Genomic DNA, 21,767 nt, shown 5'->3' with positions numbered 1-21,767 from the left:
ATCTTGAATCGATGAGCGATCTTGGCTATTTTTTACTTAATTCAATGAGTTGGTCAGACTGGCCATCCCTTACTATTTTCAATTCCAATTGTTTTCTGCCGGTTCGCGTCGCATGGTATTCGATATTGTTGCCATCATCCGTCATGACCACGCATTTTTTCGTAGAATTAACAGCGACCTTGGCCTGCTTCAACGCGACTTTATTTCTACACTTGATCGTCCAGCTCGTAAATGCTTCGTTTCCAGGCTTAAAGGAATAAGTCACTGACTGGCTGGACCATTTTCCCTGCAGCCAAGCAGAATTATGGGGCATCAGTGTATTGATAAGCGTCAGCAATAGCAGAACACTGATCACTATCAGACCGCTGGCGATTTGCTTTTTCCATCTAAACAGACCGATCACTGCGTACTCTTTTACTAGCTTGATTATTGAACGGCTCGTTGCAGCTATCTTCTTCCACTGTTTCTCCATTGCTTCTCCTTTTCCCTGTCTGGATAGTGAAAATCGTAACATAGCCTGTGGCGTTTGACAAACTCTTTTTGTACAGCGCTTCTTTTCTGAATGAATAAAAAAGCCCCTTCCATACTTTTACGGAGAGGGCCCCACTGCTTATTCGGCTAAATGTTCTTCCAGGATGTCCAGAGCCCTACGAACATACTCTAGACAAGGACGGTTATTGATCAGCTTCCCGCAATACAGCGAGCCGCAGGTTTGTTCAAAGGCCTGCGTCATCGCAACGATACGATTGCCTGCCTTGTCTGCCTGACACTTCGCAGGATCGGATTCGTCAAGGGTTCCCTCGAGGGCGTTCGCGACGATATAGGTTCCCGCCAACGCACCGCAAAGGCCTTGATAGTTTCCTCCGCCATAACTGGCTCCTAGTAGATGAGCCTCCTCCTCAGAGATCCCCATCTCCTCGCAATAGGCCTCGACAACAGCCTGGCAACAATTTTTCCCAGCTTGAAAAGACGTCAATGCTTGTTCTTGATGCACCATAACTCCTCCACCCTTTCGGTTTCACCTACAGTTTTTTTACCAGTGTTATACAAGGTACGCCATCTTCCTCGTAACGCTCGCCCATTCGAACATAACCCAATTGTTCATAAAAGGCGGCCGCCGTTAATTCTGCATGGATCAGGATTTGTTTCATCTGTTTTTCTTTCGCAAATGTCTCTAGCGCGGTGACTGCTTGTCGGCCTAACTGCCTGCCTCGGTAGTCTTTTTGTGTCGCCACACGGCCAATTCGAGCAGTGCCCTCCTCATCCAACAAAAAGCGCGCGGTCGCTACAGGGAGGTCTTCCACGAAAAGGACGCTGTACACGGTATCTGGCGTATCGTTTTGATCGAATTCATCCGTCATCGCTAACGCTCGTTCACGTACAAATACCTCCATACGAATAAAACAGCTCGCAGCTCGCAAATACCCAGCATTCCCCACTTCTATTCTTACCTTCGTCATACGCCCTCCTATTTCCTATAGTATACTATTTTTTTGATATTCTTTGAGGGGCAATCCTGCTTCTTTTAAGAAAGGGGAAGCCGTGACCGTCTTGTTGTTGACTGTTTTAGGATAGGTGACATATAGGTTTTCTTTTGCGCGAGTGAGAGCCACATACATCAGACGTCGTTGTTCCTCCATCGTCGTAGGGGGCGCCGCTTCTTCTTTGGCTCGTTGCAGATCACACTCGGCCTTTTCCACCGTGTGATGATTAGGCAGCGCATCTTGGTAGACGCCTTTAATGAAAACCGTCCTCTTTCCCAAGCCTTTGCTGGCATGGATAGAGAGTAAATAGACTGCGTTTAATTTTTCTTGGTCGTAATCCTGCAGCCGTTTCTTCATCGATTGGTTCTGTTCACTGGCTTGCTGATAGGCCTCCAGCAGACCGGGCCAATCCTTTGCTGCTATCAATTCTTTCCTTAGCCAATCGCTCTCTTCGTCACTCAACTCTTTTTTGATTTTGGGTGTCGCGAGCAGCGCCTCCGCCAGTTCAGCTAATTCCAATTGCTGCTGTTGATAAAACAGATAGATCTGCTTGAAAAATTGCTTTGCCTGCTCCTGTGAAGCCTGAGAAAGGTTTCGTTCACTGACTAAAAACGCGACGAGATCCTTGACCTTGAATTTGTTTTTACTAAACAATTTCTCACTAAAGGCGGCACTGGCACCAAATTTAATAAAATGAAGAAACGCATACTGCTGAATGATCTTTTTCAGCGCCTCGTTTTTCTGCTGGATCGACGATGCCGAAGCCAGCAGCTCTAATTGTTGGAAAAGCGTCTTGAATGGAGGCAAACCGAAAATTCCCAGCAAGTCGTCATTCGAGGGTGTAACAAAGGGAACTTTTTGTTTTTTTAACTGCTTTAACAAAGAACGCAGCTGCACCCTGGTTGGGTATAAGACCATCGTCTCACGATAATTTGGACGCCCATCTTTTCCCGCTGTCTGCCGGGTCAGTTCCTGGATTTTCATTCCGATCCAAGCGGCTTCTTCGTCGTCATCTTTGAATCCAATGCCATAGCACTCATGCTCAGACGTTTTTTTATTGGCGATCATCGTCTTTTCTAGACGATCGTGACCATTGTATTGAATGAGGCGATTTCCCGCTTCAACGATCGGCGCCTCTGACCGGTAATTCGTCATCAGTTGCAGCGACGTTTGCTGATACTCCTGTTCAAACTCTTTGATATAACGAGGTTCTGCTCCTCGGAAATAATAGATGCTTTGATCGTCATCGCCGACGATGATCAGTTTTCCTGCAGCCGTTTGCTTCGAGTGCTTATCCGGCGGACAGATCAAGGCGATGATTTGTTTCTGCAAGGGATTGATGTCCTGAAACTCATCAATAAAAATATAGCGGTACTTTTCCTGTAGGATCTGACGTGCGTCGGCGTCATTTTCCAACATCTGCTTAAGGTTGAACAGCATGTCATCAAACGTAATAAAACGTTGGGACTTCTTCAGCATTGCCAGCTCCGCCAAAAATTGTTGGAAAACGGTACTTAGCGAGTGGTTCAGGATCAGATCTTCATCATCGAAATAGTTTGCCACAAACCCTACCATTTCGTCATCCGAATAGCCCATGTTGCGCCAATAGCTGATTCGAGAAGCAATCGTCCGTTCATCAAATTTATCAAAATTATACAACTTGTACTTTTTGATCAGCTGAGTCAGTGTTTGATAATATTGGTCCTCATCGATCGTTCCTTCGATCCCCCATTGATTCAAGCGAGGGTCGCGGCGGATCAACGCGTTGTATTCCCCATTGAACCAGCCGTGGAATGTTTGAACGTTGATCCGGGCATTGCCGCCCAAATAGTGATTGACCCGTGCCTCCATTTCTAGTTTGGCCTTTCGAGAAAAGGTGCACATCATGATCGCCTTTGGATCAATTCCTTGTTCCAGTAAGAGGTAGGCAGCTTTGGCACAAATCGTTTGCGTTTTGCCGCTTCCTGCTCCTGCGATGATTCGTAAATGTGTCTGCATAGGAAATCGAATAGCCGTTAACTGTTCATCGCTAAAGGCATTGCCGCCATTTGCTTCGGTTAATCGTCGCAGTGTCTCTTTATCTTGAAGCTCATCTGACTTTGTTTTGAACAAATCTGAGCGTATGTCCTTTGAAAACTTTGTAAACATGCTTTAGTGGTTCCCTTCTATGTAAAAAATCATACTTGTCCATTATAACGGAATCAGTGGATTTTGATAGTCCCGAGACCACGGGAAAAGACGAACCTTTAATGAGAGGCGCAGACGCAGCGATACAAGATCGTCGTATTTTTCGTGGATTGTTCCTATAATAGGACCGAGTACCATTTCTAAATCGTAGGAGCGATCATCATGGAAAAACAACGAACACTAAGTAAATCGATTATTATATTAGGTCTTTTCTCTTTTATCACCTCTCTTTCTGGTGAGAGTACGAATTTGGCCCTGCCGACGATCAGCCGTGCACTGATCATTACAAACAATGAAGCCACTTGGATCGTCCAGATTGGCTTGATCACTACAACGATCTTGCTCGTCGCCTTTGGTCACCTCGGAGATTTATTGTCAAAAGAATTCATCTTTCTGATCGGCGGCGTGCTATTCACGATCGGCTCACTCATCAACGGCCTTTCGCCAAATTTTACGATTCTTTTACTAGGACGAGTGGTTCAAGCGGTCGGGTCGGCGATGATCATGGCGAACTCCATTGGACTTACGACAGAGTATTCCACTCCGGAAACACGAGGGACCGCCTTGGCGATCATCTCGATGTTCATCTCGGTGGGGGCGATCTCTGGTCCCGCTCTTGGCGGGGTGCTGCTTTCGGCACTATCCTGGCGTTGGATCTATTTGATCAATGTCCCTTTAGGTGTGATTTTTAGTCTTATCGGCTATCGCGTCTTTCACTTCCCGAAAATGACTAAACAAACGATCGAACAACCGTTAAAAAATGCGAATTGGTTGGGACAAGGAATTTTTTCTGTCGGGATCATTGTCTTATCCCTATCCAGTCTCTTTTTCCAAAGTGCCAGCGCGCGTTACTTGGTCGGCAGTTTGGCCTTCTTGATCGGTGCTGCTTTGACGGTCTACTCCTTCATCCAAGATGATCGCAGCGAAAGTCCCTGGATCTCCCCACATGTGTTAAGAAACAAACGCTTCATGCTTTCGATGTTCGCTTTGTTTTTGGCGATGCTGACAAATGTCGCTTCAAATATTCTGCTGCCTTTCTATTTGCAGAGCTTCCATCGAATCAATCCCATGATCAGCGGTCTCGTGATGGTCTTGCAATCAGTCGTGATGCTGATCATCGCACCCATTGCTGGACGTTTGTCGGATAAGATCGGCTCGAGTAAATTAATCCTCTCTGGAATTTTGGTTTTGATTCTTTCACAGATCGGGTATACCTTTTACCCGTTGCAGCTAAACTGGCTGCTGGTGCTGCTCCCTATTCTATTGAACGGCGTCGGCATGGGCATCTTTTTGTCACCTAATAATTCATTGGCGATGTCCTTTGTTGAGAAACAATTCACCGGCGTTGCTGGATCGCTCACTTCCTTTTTCAGAACGATCGGAATGAGTCTCGGAATCAGCATCGCTTCGGCAGTCCTTTTTGCTCAATTACCTGGTGTGCGGTACATCACACCTCAACTGGGCGCTCACTTTGTCCGTGCCTTCCACAATGTGTTTTGGGTGATGACCTTTTTAGCGGTCGTCTGCCTGCTGCTGTCGATCTATGCCATTTCCACCGATCAAAAGAAGCCGCGCGAACGTTGATTTCCGAGGCTTCTTCCATTTCAGCGCATAAAAAAAACGAGTGCCCGATTTCTCGGACACTCGTTTATTTCGTTTTTTATGGGTGAATATATGTTAGACCTGCTGCACTTAATGTTGCAGTGTTTGGTCCAGTTGGTGATGGGAAGCCCATACCGCCTTGAGTGATCGTGATCGTGTTGTTTGAAGCGTTGTATGATTGAACATACGCCACGTGTCCATAAGTAGGATCAGCATTCCATGTTCCCACAGATTGACCTTGACCAAAGCTTACGATCGCGCCTGCTGCTGGTGTACCATCAACTTGGAAACCGTCAGCTGCAGCTGAAGCACCCCATTGACAACCATTGCCCCAATACGTTCCAGCCCATGGTGCAACTTGTTTCACATACCATGTACATTGACCAACTGCATACATATTGCCTGAACCGGTGTGGTCTACTTTGTTTCCGCCGCCTGTTGAAGGAGTAGGAGTAGGTGCCGGTGTTGGGTCTGGTGTTTTTGAATTTTCAGTAGAACTTGTTTGCTCTGTTTTTGTTTCAGTAGTTGAAGCGGCTGTAGAGCTTTCTTCAGTTGCACTTGATGATGACGCTTCTGTTGAAGAAACTGACGAGCTTTCAGAAGATTCTTTTGCTTGTTCTGCTTTTGCAGCTTCTTCTTTCGCTGCTTTTGCTTGAGCGTCTTCGAAGGCTTTTTGTGCTTTCGCTGCTTCTTTTGCTTGACGTTCTTGCTCTGCTTTTTGTGCTTTTGCTGCTTCTTCTTGCTCTTTCAAGATGCGCGCTTGTTCTGCCTTCGCTTCTTCTTGTTGTTTCTTCAATTTCGATTTATCTTGTTCAGCAGTCGCTTGTTCTGCAGCGTAGTTCGCTTTCACAACATTCAATTCTGCTTGTTTGTTCGCGATTTCGTTCTTTTGTGCTTCTAGTTCTTTTTGATTTTCTTGAACTTCAGCAACTTTCGCTTCGTTGTCTTTAACCTTCGCTTCAACGGCTTTTTCATCCGCTTTTTGTTGTTCCATCAATGATTTGTTGGCTTTGACAATGGTTGACATCGCTTGAACACGGCCAATGACATCTGATAATGAATCAGCATCTAATACGGCTGATACATAGCTGGTCGCTTGACCCTTCACTTGTGTATCACGTGCTTGATTTTTGATAACTTCGTTACGTTTTGCGATACGTACTTTCAATGTTGCAATTTTATCTTGCAACTTCATCGTGTCTTTATTTAATTGATCTTGTTTCGCTTCTAAGTCTTTTACTTGTCCGCTAACTGTTGCGATTTCACTTGTTAATCCGTCGATCTGTGATTGAACACCCGACTGTTTGCCTTGTAATTCACTGATCTTTTGATCTTTTTCTTGGATTTGTTGGTCATAATTATCCGCTAGTGCGATACTAGGAACTGCTGATACAGCGATTGTACACACTAACAATGCTGATAATATACTTTTTTTCACGAATTATTCCTCCGGCTATTATGTAGAATTAAAATTATCTTTCGCATAAGGTCAGAAGTAATTCTAACATAGTGATATATCACGCATATAAAAGAATTGTTACAAATATATTTCAATATTGTTTTTTATTAAATTCATTATTTAGTGAATCACTTTTAAACCTGCTAAAAACATTGATATATCAGTATTTATCTCTCCTGTCGAAGAATTTCCCTTTTTCTCAACTAGTGAATAATTACTTATTTAAACACCATTTTCTTTCAGCCAAAAATCGGTACTCGTCATTTTTCTTCAATTAAGTGAACCATTTGTCTATGTTTTAACGATTTTAATTTTTTTGTTCTTGGGAATCGCTTTTCTACTATTAATAAAGCAACAGTAATTCAACGCGAAGCGATATCGTTGGCGGCTGTTGCATTTTCCTCTAAAATAAAAGTGAAAATAAAGGGGGAACTGTTATGCGTTGGCGAGGAGATCGACAAAGTTCAAATGTAGAAGACCGTTCAGTGGGCGGACGACCGACTGGCAAGATCGCTGCTGGCGGCGGGGTCGGAGTATTTTTGATTGCTATCATTGTTTTCTTTCTCTCAGGCGGAGATCTAGGTACCGTCACTGATACGTTGGGAGGAGGCGTCACACCGGCGACTTACGAGACGGAGAATGTCTCTTCCAAGGAATATACCGATGAAAAGGAATTTGCGGCAGTTGTTTTTGCTCATTTAGAGGATTATTGGAATGGTGAGTTCAAAGAGTTGAATGAGCCTTACCAAAATCCGAAGCTTGTCTTATTTACCGATAGTGTTAATTCTGCCTGCGGACAAGCAACTTCTCAAGTCGGTCCGTTTTATTGCCCCGCGGACCAAAATGTTTATTTAGATCTAAGCTTTGCAGATGAGCTGTCAAACAACTATGGAGCAACTGGTGATTACGCGATGGCCTATGTGATCGCTCATGAAGTCGGACATCATGTCCAAAATGAGCTGGGTATTTCAAAGCAATTGGACAAAATTCGCCAACGTGTCTCTAAGACTGAATACAATCAATACAGCGTTCGCTTGGAGCTGCAAGCAGATTACTTAGCCGGCTGCTTCTCCAAATACCTCTCTGGTGAAACCTATCAGGGACAACCAATTTTGGAAGAAGGCGACATCGATGAAGCAATCACTGCCGCAAACGCGATCGGAGATGACACGCTCCAAAAAGAATATCAAGGCTATGTCGTTCCTGACAGCTTCACTCACGGCACCAGCCAACAACGAATCAACTGGTTCAAGCGAGGCTACAAATACGGAGATTTAGAACACGGCGATACCTTCAATGAAAAAGATTTGAACCTATCGACAGCCGCGTAAAAAGAGGATCGTGCACCCGCACGATCCTCTTTATTTTGTTTCTTTATCGTCTTTCTTTTTGCGTTTGGCCAAGAGCAACCAAATGATTCCTAATAGGATGATCGCCAATAAAATCCCAATAACGATGAAGACCCAACTAGGCAAACGGTCATTGTCTGTTGCCTCGATCGTCGCTTCATTGACATCCTTCGCTTGTTCTTTGGAAATAGTAAAGGGACGATCAAATGTCCATACGTTCTTTTTCGCATCGGAGACTTTTAAGTGCAACTCGTATTTTCCAGCTTCTAACTTCTTATTCTGCCAGTCGATGGCAAAGAGGTACGTTGAATTCGGCGCGATTTGCATTTCGTTGTCGTAGGAAACGGTGCGAACGACCGATCCTGACGAGGCCTTTTTTACTTCAGCTTCGTACTTCAAATGACCATACGCATCCATCGTAGGATTTTTTAACGCTGCCACTACGCTTGTCTTGCCAAAGCTTTCAGCCGCTTTGACACTAGTAAGTGTGAGCTGACGTTTGATCACGGCATCGGATTCTGTCAGTTTCAGCCCAAGAATATACCCATAGTTATTAGAGATGCCCGTCTCGGATTCTTTATCTGTTTTCACGACTTGGATCGCAGCTAAAATTTGTCCATCATATGATTTTTTGGGCATCGAAAGCGTGATAGGTACTTCTTTACTACTATTCTTAGGAACCCTGACCTGATCGTCGACCTTCGCAATCGAATGGATCGCATAGGGATACTCATTTTCTGTTGCTTTTTTGGGATCACTGTAATCAATGAATCCTTGGTCACTGGTATAAGCTTGATTAATGGTGACTTTATATTCCGAATCTTGGTCCGAAGTGTTATTGATCCTTACTGAGATTGTTTGTTTTTGATTCGGCTGCATCCGTAGATCAAAGAAGCTTTTTGTTTTGTCTACCTGATTTTCAGGAATCACCGCCTGGACATCGTAGCCTACGTCCGCTGCGTGGGTGACTGTTGGAGTCAGCAACGGAAAGGTACATAGAACCACTCCCGCCAGTCGCATCAATGAGTGTTTGAACATCGTATTTTCTCCTCGCTTCTTAGCGCCTTATTGGGCATCCGCGGTGTTGAACAATTGATAATCGATCTTCCCTGCTAACTTATCATTTACTCTCAGTGCTTTATCCGTATCCGTAAATCCAATCGAAACCGCGGTCACAGATGTTTTGATCACACCCGTATTATTCGTGTCTGTTTTTGCGGCTTGCGCTTTGGCCACGATACCGTCGACGCCTGTACCGTTTGTCAGTTCTTGATCGTTGACTTTGAAAGAAGTCACTGCGAAGGTCTTGGAATCCCCATTTCGTGTGATCGTATTGCCATCAACAGAGGCTTTGACAGACCAGTCTCTAGCGATCGTATCATTAAAGACATCGATAGACCCGTCCGTGATCGTTCCACTGGCAATCGCGTACTGATTATTTTGCAATTTGGATTCAAAATTGTAATTGCTTGGTACTTTTTCTAGTGTCAATAATTTTTCATTAGGGGCAGTAGGATCAGCCTTCGTATCTGTATCGTCTTGGATCGTTACGACAGTCGGTGTATTTTTTTGCTGATCAGGTGCAGCGGCAGCATGGGCGCTAGTCACGCCAAATGCTACTGCTATTGTGCTAAATGCAACGAAGGACAATAAATAGTTTTTTTTCATGGTGATTCTCTCCTTAAAGTTTTTTTCTAATTTGCTTCTGGGATATTCACTAATGTCACAGTTTGTTTCGCAACAAAGTCTCCTTCAGGGAGGTTTCCCGGAATCGTCAGTTTGATTGCTTGTTTGTTGATCCGATAGCGGTATTCTGATGCCTTCGTCGAATAGGCAGTCACGAGGGTCTTGGTTTCATTTGATCGCAGTGATACCTTTTTTGGCTCCGATGAAACCTCTTGTCCGTTATCTAAGGTGCGTAAGTGTCCTTTTCCTAAATCAAGAAATGCGGCATATTCTTTCCCATTTGAAAAACTGCTTAGCTGGTAATACAGGCGCCATGGCGTTTTTTTATTTTCCCGCAGGTCTTTCACTTGGATCGTTAAGTCGCTTGTTGCTCGCAACTCCTGTGGTCTGACTGATCGTTCATAGGTACCGAAAGTCGGTGCACTGACCTTCTCTAACCGAATCGGCGTTTCCACGATTCTGATCGAAACAGGTGTCTCCTTTTGTGCTTGGACATGCGTCTCAGCGGCAGTCAGACCAAAAAGACACAGTCCTATTAGAACAAACTTAGCGCTTCTTTGTTTCCTCTTCATCCTGCTTCCTCCTTCGTCTCCAAAAAATCAGCAGTACCAGTCCCACTAGCAATGTTCCGATAAAAGAAAGCAGCACTAGGTTTGTATCATTTGTTTTAGGCAGCATATGCCATCTTTTACCAAATATGACTATTGTAGGAGCGCCTTTTTTGATACTGCTGAGTCCTTTTCTCGGAGACAAGTGATCGTCATGCGCAACATTGGGATTTTTATCGATCAAACGGAAGATGACGGACTGTTCATCCGAAGTCACGTTTGATTGTTCAGACGCAAGCACCGATGTTCCGCCGCAGATCATGCTGCCGAGTAATAGAATCCATATGCTGAATGCTTTAAACATGCGTGTTTTCTCCCCTATTCTGGTGTTTCTGTGTCATAAAGGTTCCAATGAACAAGAATCTTCCCGCTGTAATCGCCGACGTGCAAATACTCCTCGCTTTGCAGCAATACTCCTTCAGATTCCTTCCACTCTTTGGAATAGACATAATTTTTTGCTGAAACACTGCTGGCATTCATCACCGGGATCGGCGTATCAGTGATTGGCTGATCCGATGCATTTGCTTGCCGCCAAACCAAATGAAAAGGCGTTTGAGGCTGCGTTTCTGCAGTGACTCCAACCGACCACTCATGATCCTTTTCTCGGCTGTCCAGCACATTAAGTGCCATTGTGTTCCCGGCATCACGCTTCAAAGTTCCTTTTGAATCCCCAGCCAAACGACCAGTCCATTTTAATGCAGAAGGCGCAGATTGAAGGATCAACTTCCCGCTTACATTTAATTTTAATGTGAGACTGTTTTTTTCCTTGATCTCTTTTGCATCCTTGTCTAAATGATAAGCCTCTACTTTCAAATCATTTTCACCATACGTTATTTTGTCGTTCGGGATCGTGAAATTTGCCGTTTGCTGTGTCGGTGTTCCGTTTGTTGTTACTTGAGGCAGTTTCTGAATCGTTTCATTGCCTTTTTTTAAATAAAACTGTACTTTTTCACCGTTGTCTGAGTCGTTCCAAAGAAACGTTCCTTGGTATCCTTGAGTAAGCTCCGACTTATCTACATTGATTTCTTTGACAGGATTCGTCGTACTCTGATCCCAGTCGAGTTGCGTCGGTGCTTCCGCATGCGTCCAAAAAGACACAGGATTGCTTGGAAATGTTCTCGGTGTATTATTTCCTAACTCTGTTGTATGGATAGAGCTAGATAACATTGTTTTTTGTGTTTCTCCCGTCGCTTTCGTCTGTGCCGTGTATTGAAGATCAATCGCTTTTCCTGGCGGCAGCTTCAACCCAGGAAACGTTACTTTGACTTGGCCGCTGACTGCATCCTGTTCAACAACCGTTCCTTGCATCACCTTATTGTCAATGATTGCCTGAACATTAGTTACAGATTTTGTTAAATCAAAAACAGTTGGATTGATCACGGTATCCCAGTCATTGATAGCTAAAGAATCTTCTCCTTGCATCACAGAAAAGTGACTTTTCATCGTCACTGGGTCACCGTATTGCGCAGCAGGAAGCGATGCTTGATAGTTGTCGTTCCCACTAGGGTCAACAATGGAGGCTTGACCACTCGAGACATCATTTTTTAATCCAGCATCTAGATCGACGGGAACTTGCGTAAAGACAAATTTGACCTCGCCATTTGCCGCACCATTCGAGCCTGTAAATCCCCAGTATGCCTTATTATTGTTCTCAGATAATTTCAGCGCAGAACTTAAATCTGACCAAGGGATCGACGTGACAGGGGTTTTAGCCCCTGTCATCGGATTCATCAAATAATAGGTAAAAGAAGCGCTTGTCTTGTCAAAATCGTAACGGAATTCATACCACGTATTGTCCTGAATAGTATCTCCTACAATTCCGTTCAGAAGCTGCGGACTGTAGTGATGGACTTTAGCTTTTACTCCCCCACCAAATTCTGTCCAATTGTTACCGTTAGATCCATTTGAAACATATCCTTTATTCAAATCACCTGGAAAGCTATAAGCCATATGTGGAACTTTAGGAAAATCAGCATCGTACATATTATCGCCGCTGATATTAGCATATAAATCGAACTCAATGGATACTGAGTTCTGAATTGCTTTTTTTTCAGGAGTCGATACTAGAACTCCAAAAAATGCACTTGATCCTGAATCTCCATAAACCCCAAGATTTTGACCATCATTTCCGGATAACGCCTTGGTCAAAGCAGCTGTTTTTCGACTATCATTTTGCATCACAAACGCAAAACCATCCGCTTGTACTGTTCCAAAGTTGACATACGCTCGTCCATGAAAGCTTTTCGAGAAGTCCATTCGATACGGGGCATCCGACCAGATGGATACGGCGTTTTGTTGACCAGATAACGTTACTTCCGAGAAGGGAACCCCATTATTTTCAGTGCTTGGTCCTACAGTGACACCGGTATTCCCACTTGTCCCCCCTGATTTCGTTTGTATATTGGGTGGAGCAAAAATTCCGTCTACGGAGATTGCCCCTTTAGGAACGGCAGGATTTCCTGTGACCGCTTGGATAGTCGGTGATCCTATCAGAAAGACTGAAAAACCAGTAAAAAAACAGAAGAGACAAAAAACAAGGAGGATCCGAACTTTTTTACTAAAAAAAGCCTCTCGCATTTATCACACCTCTTTTCAGTTTTGCAACCAATTGCTCGTTGCATCAGATCTCATCTTCATTCATTTTTATGTTCTTTGGGTAAAAATAAGGATAAAAATAAGAATCCTAAAGATGATAATAACAGAATGATTGTTATTTTAGTAACAATTAAACTCTCATAAATCAATCGTCAACAATTAGAAAAAATCTGTCTGAAAAAGAACATATAAAAGGCTTTAAACAAGTAATTAGGAGGTTTTATTAATAAAATAAATGCTGTCTCTTATACACATCTAGATGTGTATAAGAGACAGATCGTCAACAATTAGAAAAAATCTGTCTGAAAAAGAACATATAAAAGGCTTTAAACAAGTAATTAGGAGGTTTTATTAATAAAATAAATGTAGCGACAGGAAGGGACTTCGGCTTCAAAAAAAGGATAGGTACACACTAGCAAACGCCATTCTTGTTAGCGTTTATTCTTATTTTTGATAAGTAAAATAATTGAATTTTTATGATTATTTTTAAACGCAAAAAAAAGACGATTGAATTAGATACGTCTTTCTAATTCAATCGTCTTTTAAAGCAATAAGCAAAGTGATACATCAATAGCCAGAGATCCGACCATGTCCGCGGGTCTTTTCCAGTCAACTCTGTGATACGCTGGATTCGGTAATTTAGGGTATTTCGATGGATGTGCAGATGCTCTGCTCCGGCCTTGATATTTGTACTAGTCTCAGCCAGACAAATCAGTGTTTCATAGTACTCTTCATAGATTGTTTCCACTTTTTTTAACAGTATAGAGTCTACAGACAGCGGAAAATCAAACAACTGCGCATAATAATAGGACTCTGTGAAAAAGAGCTGAGTCATCGGAATCTTTAAAAAGAGCAGATACAAATAGGTATTCTCCACCTCTTTCAAGCATTCTCCCAAATTCAGACGTGGTGGGCTTACGATCAGGGAGCCTTTCAACTGATCAATCGTTGTCTCTGTATCTACAAAAACCAAATAGCGACCATTCCATTCAAATATTTCATGTAAAGGAAACAGTAGACGCAAATCCTCTTGTTCAGATGCCCAAACACACCGATTCGGCATCAGTAAATTGATGCCATACGCCTCCAACGCTCTGTGGACCGTTGCTTCCTCATACCGTTCTTTCGTCGCAAGCAGTTCATTTAAAAAATCACGCTTCTGCTGATTTTTCTTTTCCTTTTTACTGAATTCATTGAGCTCTTCAACTAAAAGAAGCACGATGGACTTTACAAGCTTGGTGAAGGGGCGCACTTCTTCCGGTTCTCCAGAGATTCCTACTACTCCCAATAATTCCCCATTCAAGATGATTGGTTCATTAGTACCTCTTTTTTCTAAGGATGTATCCTTGTAGACTTCAACCATTTGACCTTGAGAAATGGCTCGCTCAGCGCCGCGGTGACGTTCGCCGATTCGTCCTTTCTTCCCACTTGCAATGATGAACCCTTGCTCGTTCATGATATTAATATTATAAGGAATATCCGACATCAACTTCTGCACGATCAAATTGGCTTGTTCCTTCGTCAATAAATTGCTCACTGTTCTCCCGCCCTACACATGCTTTGCTTTATTCTTAGTTTAGCGATCTTTTCATAGATGACAAAATATCCGCTTCGCTTAGACAGATAAAACACGCACGATATTTTCGACGGTTCGTTCCAAATTGCGCTCTCCTGACTGCAACGCAGCCTCTATGGACTCTGCTTTAGCCAATATCCCAAAAATAGCTGTCATGCCTTCGTCATAGAGCACGTCCACTTGTTCACCAATATATCCTGCGCATGCAAAGACAGGCTTATGATGCTTTTTGGCAACCTTTGCTACACCATAAGGTGCTTTTCCGAACTTGGTTTGAAAATCCATGCCGCCTTCACCGGTGAACACGTAATCCGCCTGCAAGATCGCCTCTTCCAAGTGCGTCAACTCGATCACTAGATCGACTCCTGAACGCATCTTCGCTCCCGCAAAGACTAAAAGTCCGGCACCCAACCCTCCCGCGGCACCAGCACCGGGTTTGGCTTCAATATCTATGGCGAACTCTTTTTTGATAACGGCCGCGTAATGAGCGAGGTTGTCGTCTAATACTTTGACCATTTCAGGTGTCGCACCTTTTTGCGGCCCAAAGACCACCGAAGCGCCATCTGGTCCAGTCAAAGGATTGGTGACATCGCTGGCAATAATGATCTCTGTCTGCTTTAATAGCGGATCTAATGGCTTCAGATCAATCGTTGCCAGTCTTCCCAAGGCGCCGCCGCCAACAGGCAATTCGTTGTTTTCTTCATCTAACAGACGGGCGCCTAAAGCTTGTGCCATCCCGGCTCCGCCGTCATTCGTCACACTGCCGCCGATGCCGATGATGATTTTCTTTACCCCTTTTTCTAACGCATCTTTGATCATTTCACCCGTTCCGTAGGTAGAGGTAATCAGGGGATTTCGCTTATTCTCAGCCAAAAGTTCGATACCGTTGGCTTTGGCCATTTCCATGACTGCAGTCTCTTCGTCCGCCAGCAATCCGTAATATGTCGAAACTTTTTCTGTAGGGATCGGTCCAGAGACCTCAACTGAAACACGTGTCCCTTTGCTGCCATCGACTAAGGCATCTACCGTTCCCTCTCCTCCGTCAGCCATTGGAATATGAATGACCTCCGCGTTCGGCTGGACTTTGCGAATCCCTCGCTCCATTGCCTCACAGGCTTTTTTAGCGCTCATACTTTCTTTGAAAGAATCCGGCGCTAACACAAACGTTTTTTTCATGGTCATTCTCCTTATCTAAAAATAATCTTAACTCTTCGCATACTTACAAGCCAGTTGGTAAAATAAGTTCCTTTACTTCAAAATAAATCCGTATAAAACCGTTGCAACGATCGTCATGACCCCACCTACACAAATCTCATAAGGAATGACTTTCATCCGTTCCTTGATGGACATGTGCATACTATTGGCGGTGATGTGAAAATAGTTTCCTTGCGGCACACTGTCAATCACTGTAGCACCTGTATGGACCATAACTGCCGCTGCTAATGAAGAGGTTCCTGTTGCAAGGATCGCATTTCCGAATGAACCCGTCGCCAAAATAACGGCGGTAGAAGTCGAACCGACTGCCAGTCCCATCAAAATACCTGATATAGGTGCTAAGAATGTTCCTGATATGCCTGTGATGGAGATTAAATGAACGACTTGCTTCGATAGATCAGAGACCGAGATCAAACCCGCGATCGCCCCTGCACCGATTAAAATCAGAACGGTATCTGTCACACGATAGATACCAGCTTTTGAATAATCGCGGATTTGTCGTGCATGTCCCATTGCAATCGTACCAACAACGGATGCAAAAGGTAAGATGTACATGGCATCAATTTTCAAATTCGATAAAGCTTGAATATGGAGCATCGTTCCTATTGGGTTGATCAGCAGCAAGACGATGGACAAAACTGGCGCAATCAAGGCTTTACTTAAAGGCATCAATGGTTTTCCCTCTTCATCTGCGATGTCACTCTCTTGTACCATGATCCCTTTCTTTTTGATCAAACTGGCAATAATGACAGCCGCTGCCAGCCCACAAAGTGCAGGGACGAGCCCAGCGATCATGACACTGCTAAGATCTAATTTGAACCCATTCGCCGCTGCAATCGTATTCGGATTCGGAGAAATGATATTCCCCGCTTTTCCTCCACCAGATAGCGCTGTCAATAATGCTAGCTTACTGATTCCCGTCTGTTTTCCTACTGACAATGCAATCGGCGCAACAATCAATACAGCTACTGGAATGAATACGCCCACTGCCGTGATGATCATCGTAGACAATGCTAAAGATAAGAGCGCTTTGTTCGTACCAAGCTTATTAACGATCGCGTGTGCAATCGACTCTGCCGCACCAGACTCCATCATTACACCCGCCAGCATCCCTGCTGCTAAGACTCGGATTGCAGTCCCCATGATACTTTGCGTGCCGCTAATCAAGATATTCACTGTATCATTTAATGAGGCGCCTCCGATTAGACAACCTATAATCGCCCCTAAAAACAATGAATAAACCGGATTCATTTTCTTTAAAATCAAAAGTATTGCACAAACCAAACCTATAATCGCCGCATACCACGGAATCGTAATACTCGCCATGTGAATTCTCTCCCTTTTTTTTTTGATTACGTTTCCATTTTAATATTTTGACACTCAAATAGAATTGGCAGATTAACAGTATCATTTGTGCATCTGCACAAATGTTTTTTGGTATGAAGCAGAAACATTGCTTTCCTTTTTTTCATCCGTATACTATAAGCTAAACTTCAAAAGCAGGTGATCGTATGTATGTTGTCAAAGTTTTACATGGTTACATCGGTAAAGAAGGCCAACGCACCCGTGACAAAGACCCTGAGAAATTGTTAGTTTTCCCTAGTAAACGAGAATCCGATCACTTTGCCTCAAAAATCGGCGGACGCAGTAAGCATGTATCTAAGATCCGCAAAGATTGACCCCTAATAATAAAAGCTTCGCGGCTCCTTCTGCTGAACAATTTTCTATAGAAAAACGAACAGAATTGCGCAGTTCTTCTTGAGCCGTGCATTTTTTGTTTGCGATTGAATTTAATCGTCGTCCTTCTCGATTTATAAATATTTTTTCCTCACAGACGTCATCCAAATAAAAAACTCCCAATCATCTAAACGTGATGATTGGGAGTAAAGAGAAACAGAAGGGGAAATTTTTCTATAATCATGTCGCTGTTCCCTTTTATTCAAAGTCGTTAATGACTTTTTACTATTAGAATCCTGCTTTTAATACGGTCCATAAAGAACTATCTTTTGATTCGTCGCGCCAGCCATGTGCCACAACGTCTTTATGCTCTTTCAAATCTGTAGTAAAGTTATGGCTGCCGGCAGTGTGTACATCGGGATTGAATTCTCGATATATTTTCACATCGCCTTCTGATACCCAAGTATAATTACTGTCGGTTTCATGACGCCACCCTTTCTTAACAGCAGCATCTGCTTCAGATTTATTCGTCGTATAGAAATGTTCGCCGCTGTTAGGATTGTAGATACGATAAACTGTTTTTTTACCCGCACTATCTGCTTGGACCGGTACATAAAAGGCGGCTCTTCCATAGTCATTTTTTGGATTCGTTTCAACTTTCCAGCCTTTAGCTGCAATTTTGTTTTTCTCATTTTTATTTTTCGTCAATAGATGGTCACCATTATTTTTATTGTATAAACGATAAACCGCTGCGCCAAATTTTGCGGTAAAGGTTGTATCTCCATTAATCGTTACATTTTTAGGATTAACTGCTTTCCCATTTTGGTACCAGTCTAAAAAGTAAATATCTTCTATATTATTTTTATTTGCCACTGTTTTGGGTAAGTCGGTCACTTTTGTTCCTTTAGGGACTTCTAGCGTTGTATTGCCTGACAATGACCCGCCTTTTCCTGCATTAAAAGTAACTTTTGCGGTGTCTGCTTTTTTATCTTCTACAGTTACCGAGATTGATTTGTCCGTTTTAACTCCATAGGAATTTGTGACAGAATAGTTTACTGGGTAGACACCTGGCTTTTTAGTTTTTACATTGTTTTCTAGAACTTTGATATCTTTTGTTAGATCAACTTTATGTGATCCATCCTTCTGTTGATCATAGGCAATTACTTTAGCCTTTGGATCGAAGGAATCGCCTACTTGTATCGTTTGATCCGCTGCTTCTATGACTGGTGCTTGGGCGTTTATCCAATTCACGTAAATATTTGCTTGACCTTGAAATACACCAGCTGCCCCTGTCCAACCAAAACTATACATAGAATTGTTGTTGCCTTGAGGTGCTGTTACTGCCAAAGACTTAATTCCCGCAGTACTAGTTGCGGTGCCATCCCAAAAAGAACCAAAATCTCCATTAAAATAATTTAAGTAGAATGGACTCCCCATTCCCATACCAGACATAAGGTTTAATCCTTCATTCTCTGCATCAGGCGTTACATTGATCGTTCCTCCTTCGTTGAAGGCAAAAGAAACGCTTTTAATAGGTAACGGGATCGTGTAATATTTTTTATCCGGAGCGATTGACCGTACCATCGTTATGTCTTGGACATATTTTTGTCCAACAGCTACATTAGCAGTAGTTAAATTGTACCCTTCCATAAATGTGATATCCGAGATTTGATTTCCCGACGCGTAAAAGGATTGTAAATTAGGATATCTGCTTTGCAGGCCTTTCATAACAGAGATATCTTTTATTTTATTATTCGAGACATCCAACATTTTTAAATTAGTTAATGTAGAATCCTTAAAGGCACTGGTATCTTCAATTAAATTATTTGCTACGATCAACTGTTCAACACTTACGATTTTAGAATGTTTAATAGGTGTGATATCACTAATTTTATTAGAGCTTGCATTTAATATTTTTAGCTTGGGTACGTCTATATTTTCTAGGATAGTTATATCCGTTAGCTGGTTATTAGAGATATTTAACGTTTCCATTTTTGGGAAGCTCGCACCTTTTAGACTATTCAAGTCGGTTAAGCTATTATTAGAGATATCTACACTTGTTAATGAAATCAATTGAGAACTTGCTAAAAATGAAAAATCTTTAAGGTTATCGTTCGTTGCTACAATCGTTTCTAACTTTGTTAAGGTTCCTATCTCTGCCATATTAGCCGTATTTGAAAGGTCAGAATTCGTTACTGTTAGGCTGGCTAAGTTTTTTGCATAAGATATGCCTTTTACATCTTTGACTGTTACGTCGTCAACAGAAGCACTCGTAATAGACAACATGTCTTCTTTTGTAAAATCATTTTTCCCAAGAATCCCCGCTACGATCGCTTGAAGATTTTTATCGGGCATCCAGTCATCAATGGATTCATCGCTTGCATCTTTAGTAGAGTCTTTAGTAGTCACTTCAGCGGCTTTGTCTGAATCTGCCGTCGAATTTGCAGGCGCAGTCTTTTTATTTTTTACTTCATCATTGCTTTGACTGTCTGAATTTTTTATTGAACTGTCCAATGTGTTGCTGATCGTCTCGCTGGTTTCCTGACTCTGCGATGTACTTGAAACGCTCTCATCTGATTGCTGTGTGGTAGCTAAACTAGTGGCAGGCAATGCCAATTGCGAAGTCAAGATAATCGTCGCTGCTAATAATTTAGTTTTATTTTTCACTTATATCCCCCCATGATTCGTTTAGTTAAAAATACTCTGTACTATAGATAATTCGCTTTAAGCAGTGAAAGAAAAATGGACGAACGTACCTGCTTCCTTTGTTCAAAAAGCGGATTCTATTTTTCTTCAAAGCTAGAATTTGAACTATCTGCATCCCTCCAGTTTAAATTCACTAAAAAACAACTAAAAAATAACTTATCAACCCCTTCGATGGATCAATAATATGGTAGAATAACCCCCTGTCTTTACATGTATTAAGGATTTTTTATTACCTAGTATCACGTATACTAGGTAATAACGAATGAGCCTTGATAATACAGACTTTTTTTAACTCGATTGACGGCTGATGACGGGGTAAAACAACTTTAAACCTATTTTTGTGTCTGTTCTTTTTTCATAATTGTTTCCTTCAAACTAATGCTGTCCGCATCTGTATAGATATCTAGCGTCATCTGCGTAGAGGCATGTCCAAGCAATGCACTGATAGCGGTGACGTTTCCTTGCGCCTCCATACACCTCGTTGCAAAGGTGTGTCGCAATTGATGGAAATGGATGTTTTCCAACCCGCATTCTTTTAATAATTGATGAAAATGATAGGTGATCAGGCGCGGCTCTCTTGGACGCTGATTCTCGGAACAAACATAAGGACCTTGAGCTTTTCTCTGTCTTCGTTTTAACCACTGATAGAGATCTGTTCCGATTGGGATCATTCGAACAGAATTGATCGTTTTCGCAGGCGCTAATAACAACTCTGATCGTCCGTGGCTGCTTTCCTTAGGGATTCGTTGATAAGTATTTTCAATTTTTAATACCCGATTATTTAAATCAACATCGTCCCATGTCAGTGCAGCAATTTCCCCAATGCGTAACCCTGCTTTTAACGCTAACAGGATGGGCAAGCCTTTTGATAGCGGGCTCTTCTTCGCCTGATCCTCAAGTTTCATTTCATCTGTTCGCGAAATTGAACGTACCTTCTCTCTTTTTTTTCTAGGCAGCAAAATATTTTTACAGGGAAATTTAGCAATCTTTTCTTCTAAATAGGCTTCGTGCAGCGGCTTTTTCATTATTTGGTACGTTACATGGATGGTCGATGGCTGCAACTCCTCGTTGATCCACGTTTGGACAAGTGTCTGAATCGTGTCCGCTGTTACTTGATTTAAAGGTATCTTCCCGATAGAAGGAAAAACATATTTATTTAACTTATACAGGTATGTTGCATACGTTGATTTTTTCAGAATGATTTTTCTTTTAGTCAACCAGGTCATACAAAATTCTTGATAGGTTACCGTACTCTCTCCGTTTACTTCTATAAGAGTTTGGTATTTTACTTTCTCCATCATGAGACGCTCTTTGACTTCGGTATAATTTTTTCCATAGATATATCCATAATGTATTTTGCCGTTTTCTTTTCTTCCTTTTTTGTATCGGCCTTCCCAGCGCTGATCTTTTCTTTTATAAATATTTTCTCCTCTTTTTGACATGAAATATTCCTCCAAATTTGACGATTATTCTGACGGCGCATAATAAATGTTTATAAAACGGCTATATCAAGCTATTTTTAATCTTTTTAAATTAAAAACAACTGTTATGTTGATAAAAAATAACCTTTAATGTATACTCAGTTTGTAAGATCAAAGGGTTTTTCTTGGTATACGTGATACC

Annotated in this window: 18 protein-coding genes; 3 read left to right on the top strand and 15 right to left on the bottom strand. The window is 42.4% G+C overall.

What is annotated here, in order from left to right; all coding sequences use genetic code 11:
- Nucleotides 1-25: 25 nt before the first annotated feature.
- The 4 genes from A5868_RS02545 to A5868_RS02530 form a co-directional block, all read right to left on the bottom strand.
- Nucleotides 26-472 carry a hypothetical protein gene (locus A5868_RS02545; RefSeq protein ID WP_086306114.1) on the bottom strand — a complete coding sequence of 149 codons (447 nt, stop codon included), beginning with the start codon at nt 470-472 and terminating at the stop codon, nt 26-28.
- Nucleotides 473-610: 138 nt separating this feature from the next.
- Nucleotides 611-997: a C-GCAxxG-C-C family protein gene (locus A5868_RS02540; protein WP_086306113.1), complete on the bottom strand. Its 387-nt coding sequence runs from the start codon at nt 995-997 to the stop codon at nt 611-613.
- A gap of 25 nt (nt 998-1,022) precedes the next feature.
- The gene (locus A5868_RS02535; protein WP_086306112.1) at nt 1,023-1,460 is read right to left on the bottom strand and encodes a GNAT family N-acetyltransferase; all 438 of its coding nucleotides are present in this window, start codon (nt 1,458-1,460) and stop codon (nt 1,023-1,025) included.
- Nucleotides 1,461-1,475: 15 nt separating this feature from the next.
- Nucleotides 1,476-3,632 (bottom strand): ATP-dependent helicase, encoded by a 2,157-nt coding sequence (locus tag A5868_RS02530; RefSeq protein ID WP_086306111.1) that lies wholly within the window; start codon nt 3,630-3,632, stop codon nt 1,476-1,478.
- Between the two features lie 201 nt (nt 3,633-3,833).
- Here A5868_RS02530 and A5868_RS02525 point away from each other — a divergent pair, with 201 nt between their 5' ends.
- Complete coding sequence (locus A5868_RS02525; protein ID WP_086306110.1) at nt 3,834-5,255, top strand: MFS transporter; 1,422 nt, start codon at nt 3,834-3,836, stop codon at nt 5,253-5,255.
- A 76-nt stretch (nt 5,256-5,331) separates the two neighbouring features.
- Here the strand turns inward: A5868_RS02525 and A5868_RS02520 are convergent, their stop codons facing one another.
- Nucleotides 5,332-6,711: a CHAP domain-containing protein gene (locus A5868_RS02520; protein ID WP_086306109.1), complete on the bottom strand. Its 1,380-nt coding sequence runs from the start codon at nt 6,709-6,711 to the stop codon at nt 5,332-5,334.
- A 458-nt stretch (nt 6,712-7,169) separates the two neighbouring features.
- Between A5868_RS02520 and ypfJ the strand changes: the two genes are divergently transcribed.
- Nucleotides 7,170-8,063, top strand: a complete 894-nt coding sequence (gene ypfJ / locus A5868_RS02515) for a KPN_02809 family neutral zinc metallopeptidase (RefSeq protein ID WP_086306108.1) — start codon at nt 7,170-7,172, stop codon at nt 8,061-8,063.
- Between the two features lie 30 nt (nt 8,064-8,093).
- On the opposite strand, the gene A5868_RS02510 is transcribed toward ypfJ, so the two are convergent.
- From A5868_RS02510 to A5868_RS02475, 8 genes are all read right to left on the bottom strand, one after another.
- The gene (locus A5868_RS02510; protein ID WP_086306107.1) at nt 8,094-9,119 is read right to left on the bottom strand and encodes a DUF916 and DUF3324 domain-containing protein; all 1,026 of its coding nucleotides are present in this window, start codon (nt 9,117-9,119) and stop codon (nt 8,094-8,096) included.
- Nucleotides 9,120-9,146: 27 nt separating this feature from the next.
- Nucleotides 9,147-9,749 carry a hypothetical protein gene (locus A5868_RS02505; protein ID WP_240318380.1) on the bottom strand — a complete coding sequence of 201 codons (603 nt, stop codon included), beginning with the start codon at nt 9,747-9,749 and terminating at the stop codon, nt 9,147-9,149.
- Between the two features lie 26 nt (nt 9,750-9,775).
- Entirely contained in the window at nt 9,776-10,339 is a 564-nt protein-coding gene (locus tag A5868_RS02500) for a hypothetical protein (protein ID WP_086306106.1), read from the bottom strand.
- The gene (locus A5868_RS02495; protein WP_086306105.1) at nt 10,314-10,679 is read right to left on the bottom strand and encodes an LPXTG cell wall anchor domain-containing protein; all 366 of its coding nucleotides are present in this window, start codon (nt 10,677-10,679) and stop codon (nt 10,314-10,316) included. Before A5868_RS02495 ends, A5868_RS02500 begins: the two co-directional genes overlap by 26 nt.
- Nucleotides 10,680-10,693: 14 nt before the next feature.
- Nucleotides 10,694-12,952 carry a lectin-like domain-containing protein gene (locus tag A5868_RS02490; RefSeq protein WP_086306104.1) on the bottom strand — a complete coding sequence of 753 codons (2,259 nt, stop codon included), beginning with the start codon at nt 12,950-12,952 and terminating at the stop codon, nt 10,694-10,696.
- Nucleotides 12,953-13,496: 544 nt separating this feature from the next.
- Nucleotides 13,497-14,507: a CdaR family transcriptional regulator gene (locus tag A5868_RS02485; protein WP_086306103.1), complete on the bottom strand. Its 1,011-nt coding sequence runs from the start codon at nt 14,505-14,507 to the stop codon at nt 13,497-13,499.
- A 78-nt stretch (nt 14,508-14,585) separates the two neighbouring features.
- Nucleotides 14,586-15,722 carry a glycerate kinase family protein gene (locus tag A5868_RS02480; protein ID WP_086306102.1) on the bottom strand — a complete coding sequence of 379 codons (1,137 nt, stop codon included), beginning with the start codon at nt 15,720-15,722 and terminating at the stop codon, nt 14,586-14,588.
- Between the two features lie 72 nt (nt 15,723-15,794).
- Nucleotides 15,795-17,087, bottom strand: coding sequence for a GntP family permease (locus A5868_RS02475; protein ID WP_010781909.1), 1,293 nt, complete (start codon nt 17,085-17,087; stop codon nt 15,795-15,797).
- A 185-nt stretch (nt 17,088-17,272) separates the two neighbouring features.
- On the opposite strand from A5868_RS02475, the gene A5868_RS18915 reads away from it, so the two are divergent.
- Nucleotides 17,273-17,440 carry a hypothetical protein gene (locus tag A5868_RS18915; protein ID WP_010781910.1) on the top strand — a complete coding sequence of 56 codons (168 nt, stop codon included), beginning with the start codon at nt 17,273-17,275 and terminating at the stop codon, nt 17,438-17,440.
- A gap of 286 nt (nt 17,441-17,726) precedes the next feature.
- Here A5868_RS18915 and A5868_RS02460 read toward each other — a convergent pair whose 3' ends face one another.
- Entirely contained in the window at nt 17,727-20,105 is a 2,379-nt protein-coding gene (locus A5868_RS02460) for a leucine-rich repeat domain-containing protein (RefSeq protein ID WP_086306101.1), read from the bottom strand.
- 371 nt (nt 20,106-20,476) lie between these two features.
- Nucleotides 20,477-21,586: a tyrosine-type recombinase/integrase gene (locus tag A5868_RS02455; RefSeq protein ID WP_086306100.1), complete on the bottom strand. Its 1,110-nt coding sequence runs from the start codon at nt 21,584-21,586 to the stop codon at nt 20,477-20,479.
- Nucleotides 21,587-21,767: the final 181 nt, after the last annotated feature.

This window comes from Enterococcus sp. 12F9_DIV0723 (genome assembly GCF_002174375.1).
Taxonomy (GTDB): domain Bacteria; phylum Bacillota; class Bacilli; order Lactobacillales; family Enterococcaceae; genus Enterococcus_A; species Enterococcus_A gilvus.
The sequence above is the reverse complement of the archived record's forward strand: the minus strand, read 5'-3'. Positions and strand labels throughout refer to the sequence as shown.

Excerpts from the sequence above, each read along its gene's own strand:
- A5868_RS02535 (WP_086306112.1), bottom strand. The coding sequence starts at position 1,460 with ATGACGAAGGTAAGAATAGAAGTGGGGAATGCTGGGTATTTGCGAGCT.
- A5868_RS02545 (WP_086306114.1), bottom strand. The coding sequence starts at position 472 with ATGGAGAAACAGTGGAAGAAGATAGCTGCAACGAGCCGTTCAATAATC.
- ypfJ (WP_086306108.1), top strand. The coding sequence starts at position 7,170 with ATGCGTTGGCGAGGAGATCGACAAAGTTCAAATGTAGAAGACCGTTCA.
- A5868_RS02525 (WP_086306110.1), top strand. The coding sequence starts at position 3,834 with ATGGAAAAACAACGAACACTAAGTAAATCGATTATTATATTAGGTCTT.
- A5868_RS18915 (WP_010781910.1), top strand. The coding sequence starts at position 17,273 with ATGTATGTTGTCAAAGTTTTACATGGTTACATCGGTAAAGAAGGCCAA.
- A5868_RS02530 (WP_086306111.1), bottom strand. The coding sequence starts at position 3,632 with ATGTTTACAAAGTTTTCAAAGGACATACGCTCAGATTTGTTCAAAACA.
- A5868_RS02455 (WP_086306100.1), bottom strand. The coding sequence starts at position 21,586 with ATGTCAAAAAGAGGAGAAAATATTTATAAAAGAAAAGATCAGCGCTGG.
- A5868_RS02505 (WP_240318380.1), bottom strand. The coding sequence starts at position 9,749 with ATGAAAAAAAACTATTTATTGTCCTTCGTTGCATTTAGCACAATAGCA.
- A5868_RS02480 (WP_086306102.1), bottom strand. The coding sequence starts at position 15,722 with ATGAAAAAAACGTTTGTGTTAGCGCCGGATTCTTTCAAAGAAAGTATG.
- A5868_RS02475 (WP_010781909.1), bottom strand. The coding sequence starts at position 17,087 with ATGGCGAGTATTACGATTCCGTGGTATGCGGCGATTATAGGTTTGGTT.
- A5868_RS02510 (WP_086306107.1), bottom strand. The coding sequence starts at position 9,119 with ATGTTCAAACACTCATTGATGCGACTGGCGGGAGTGGTTCTATGTACC.
- A5868_RS02490 (WP_086306104.1), bottom strand. The coding sequence starts at position 12,952 with ATGCGAGAGGCTTTTTTTAGTAAAAAAGTTCGGATCCTCCTTGTTTTT.
- A5868_RS02540 (WP_086306113.1), bottom strand. The coding sequence starts at position 997 with ATGGTGCATCAAGAACAAGCATTGACGTCTTTTCAAGCTGGGAAAAAT.
- A5868_RS02500 (WP_086306106.1), bottom strand. The coding sequence starts at position 10,339 with ATGAAGAGGAAACAAAGAAGCGCTAAGTTTGTTCTAATAGGACTGTGT.
- A5868_RS02495 (WP_086306105.1), bottom strand. The coding sequence starts at position 10,679 with ATGTTTAAAGCATTCAGCATATGGATTCTATTACTCGGCAGCATGATC.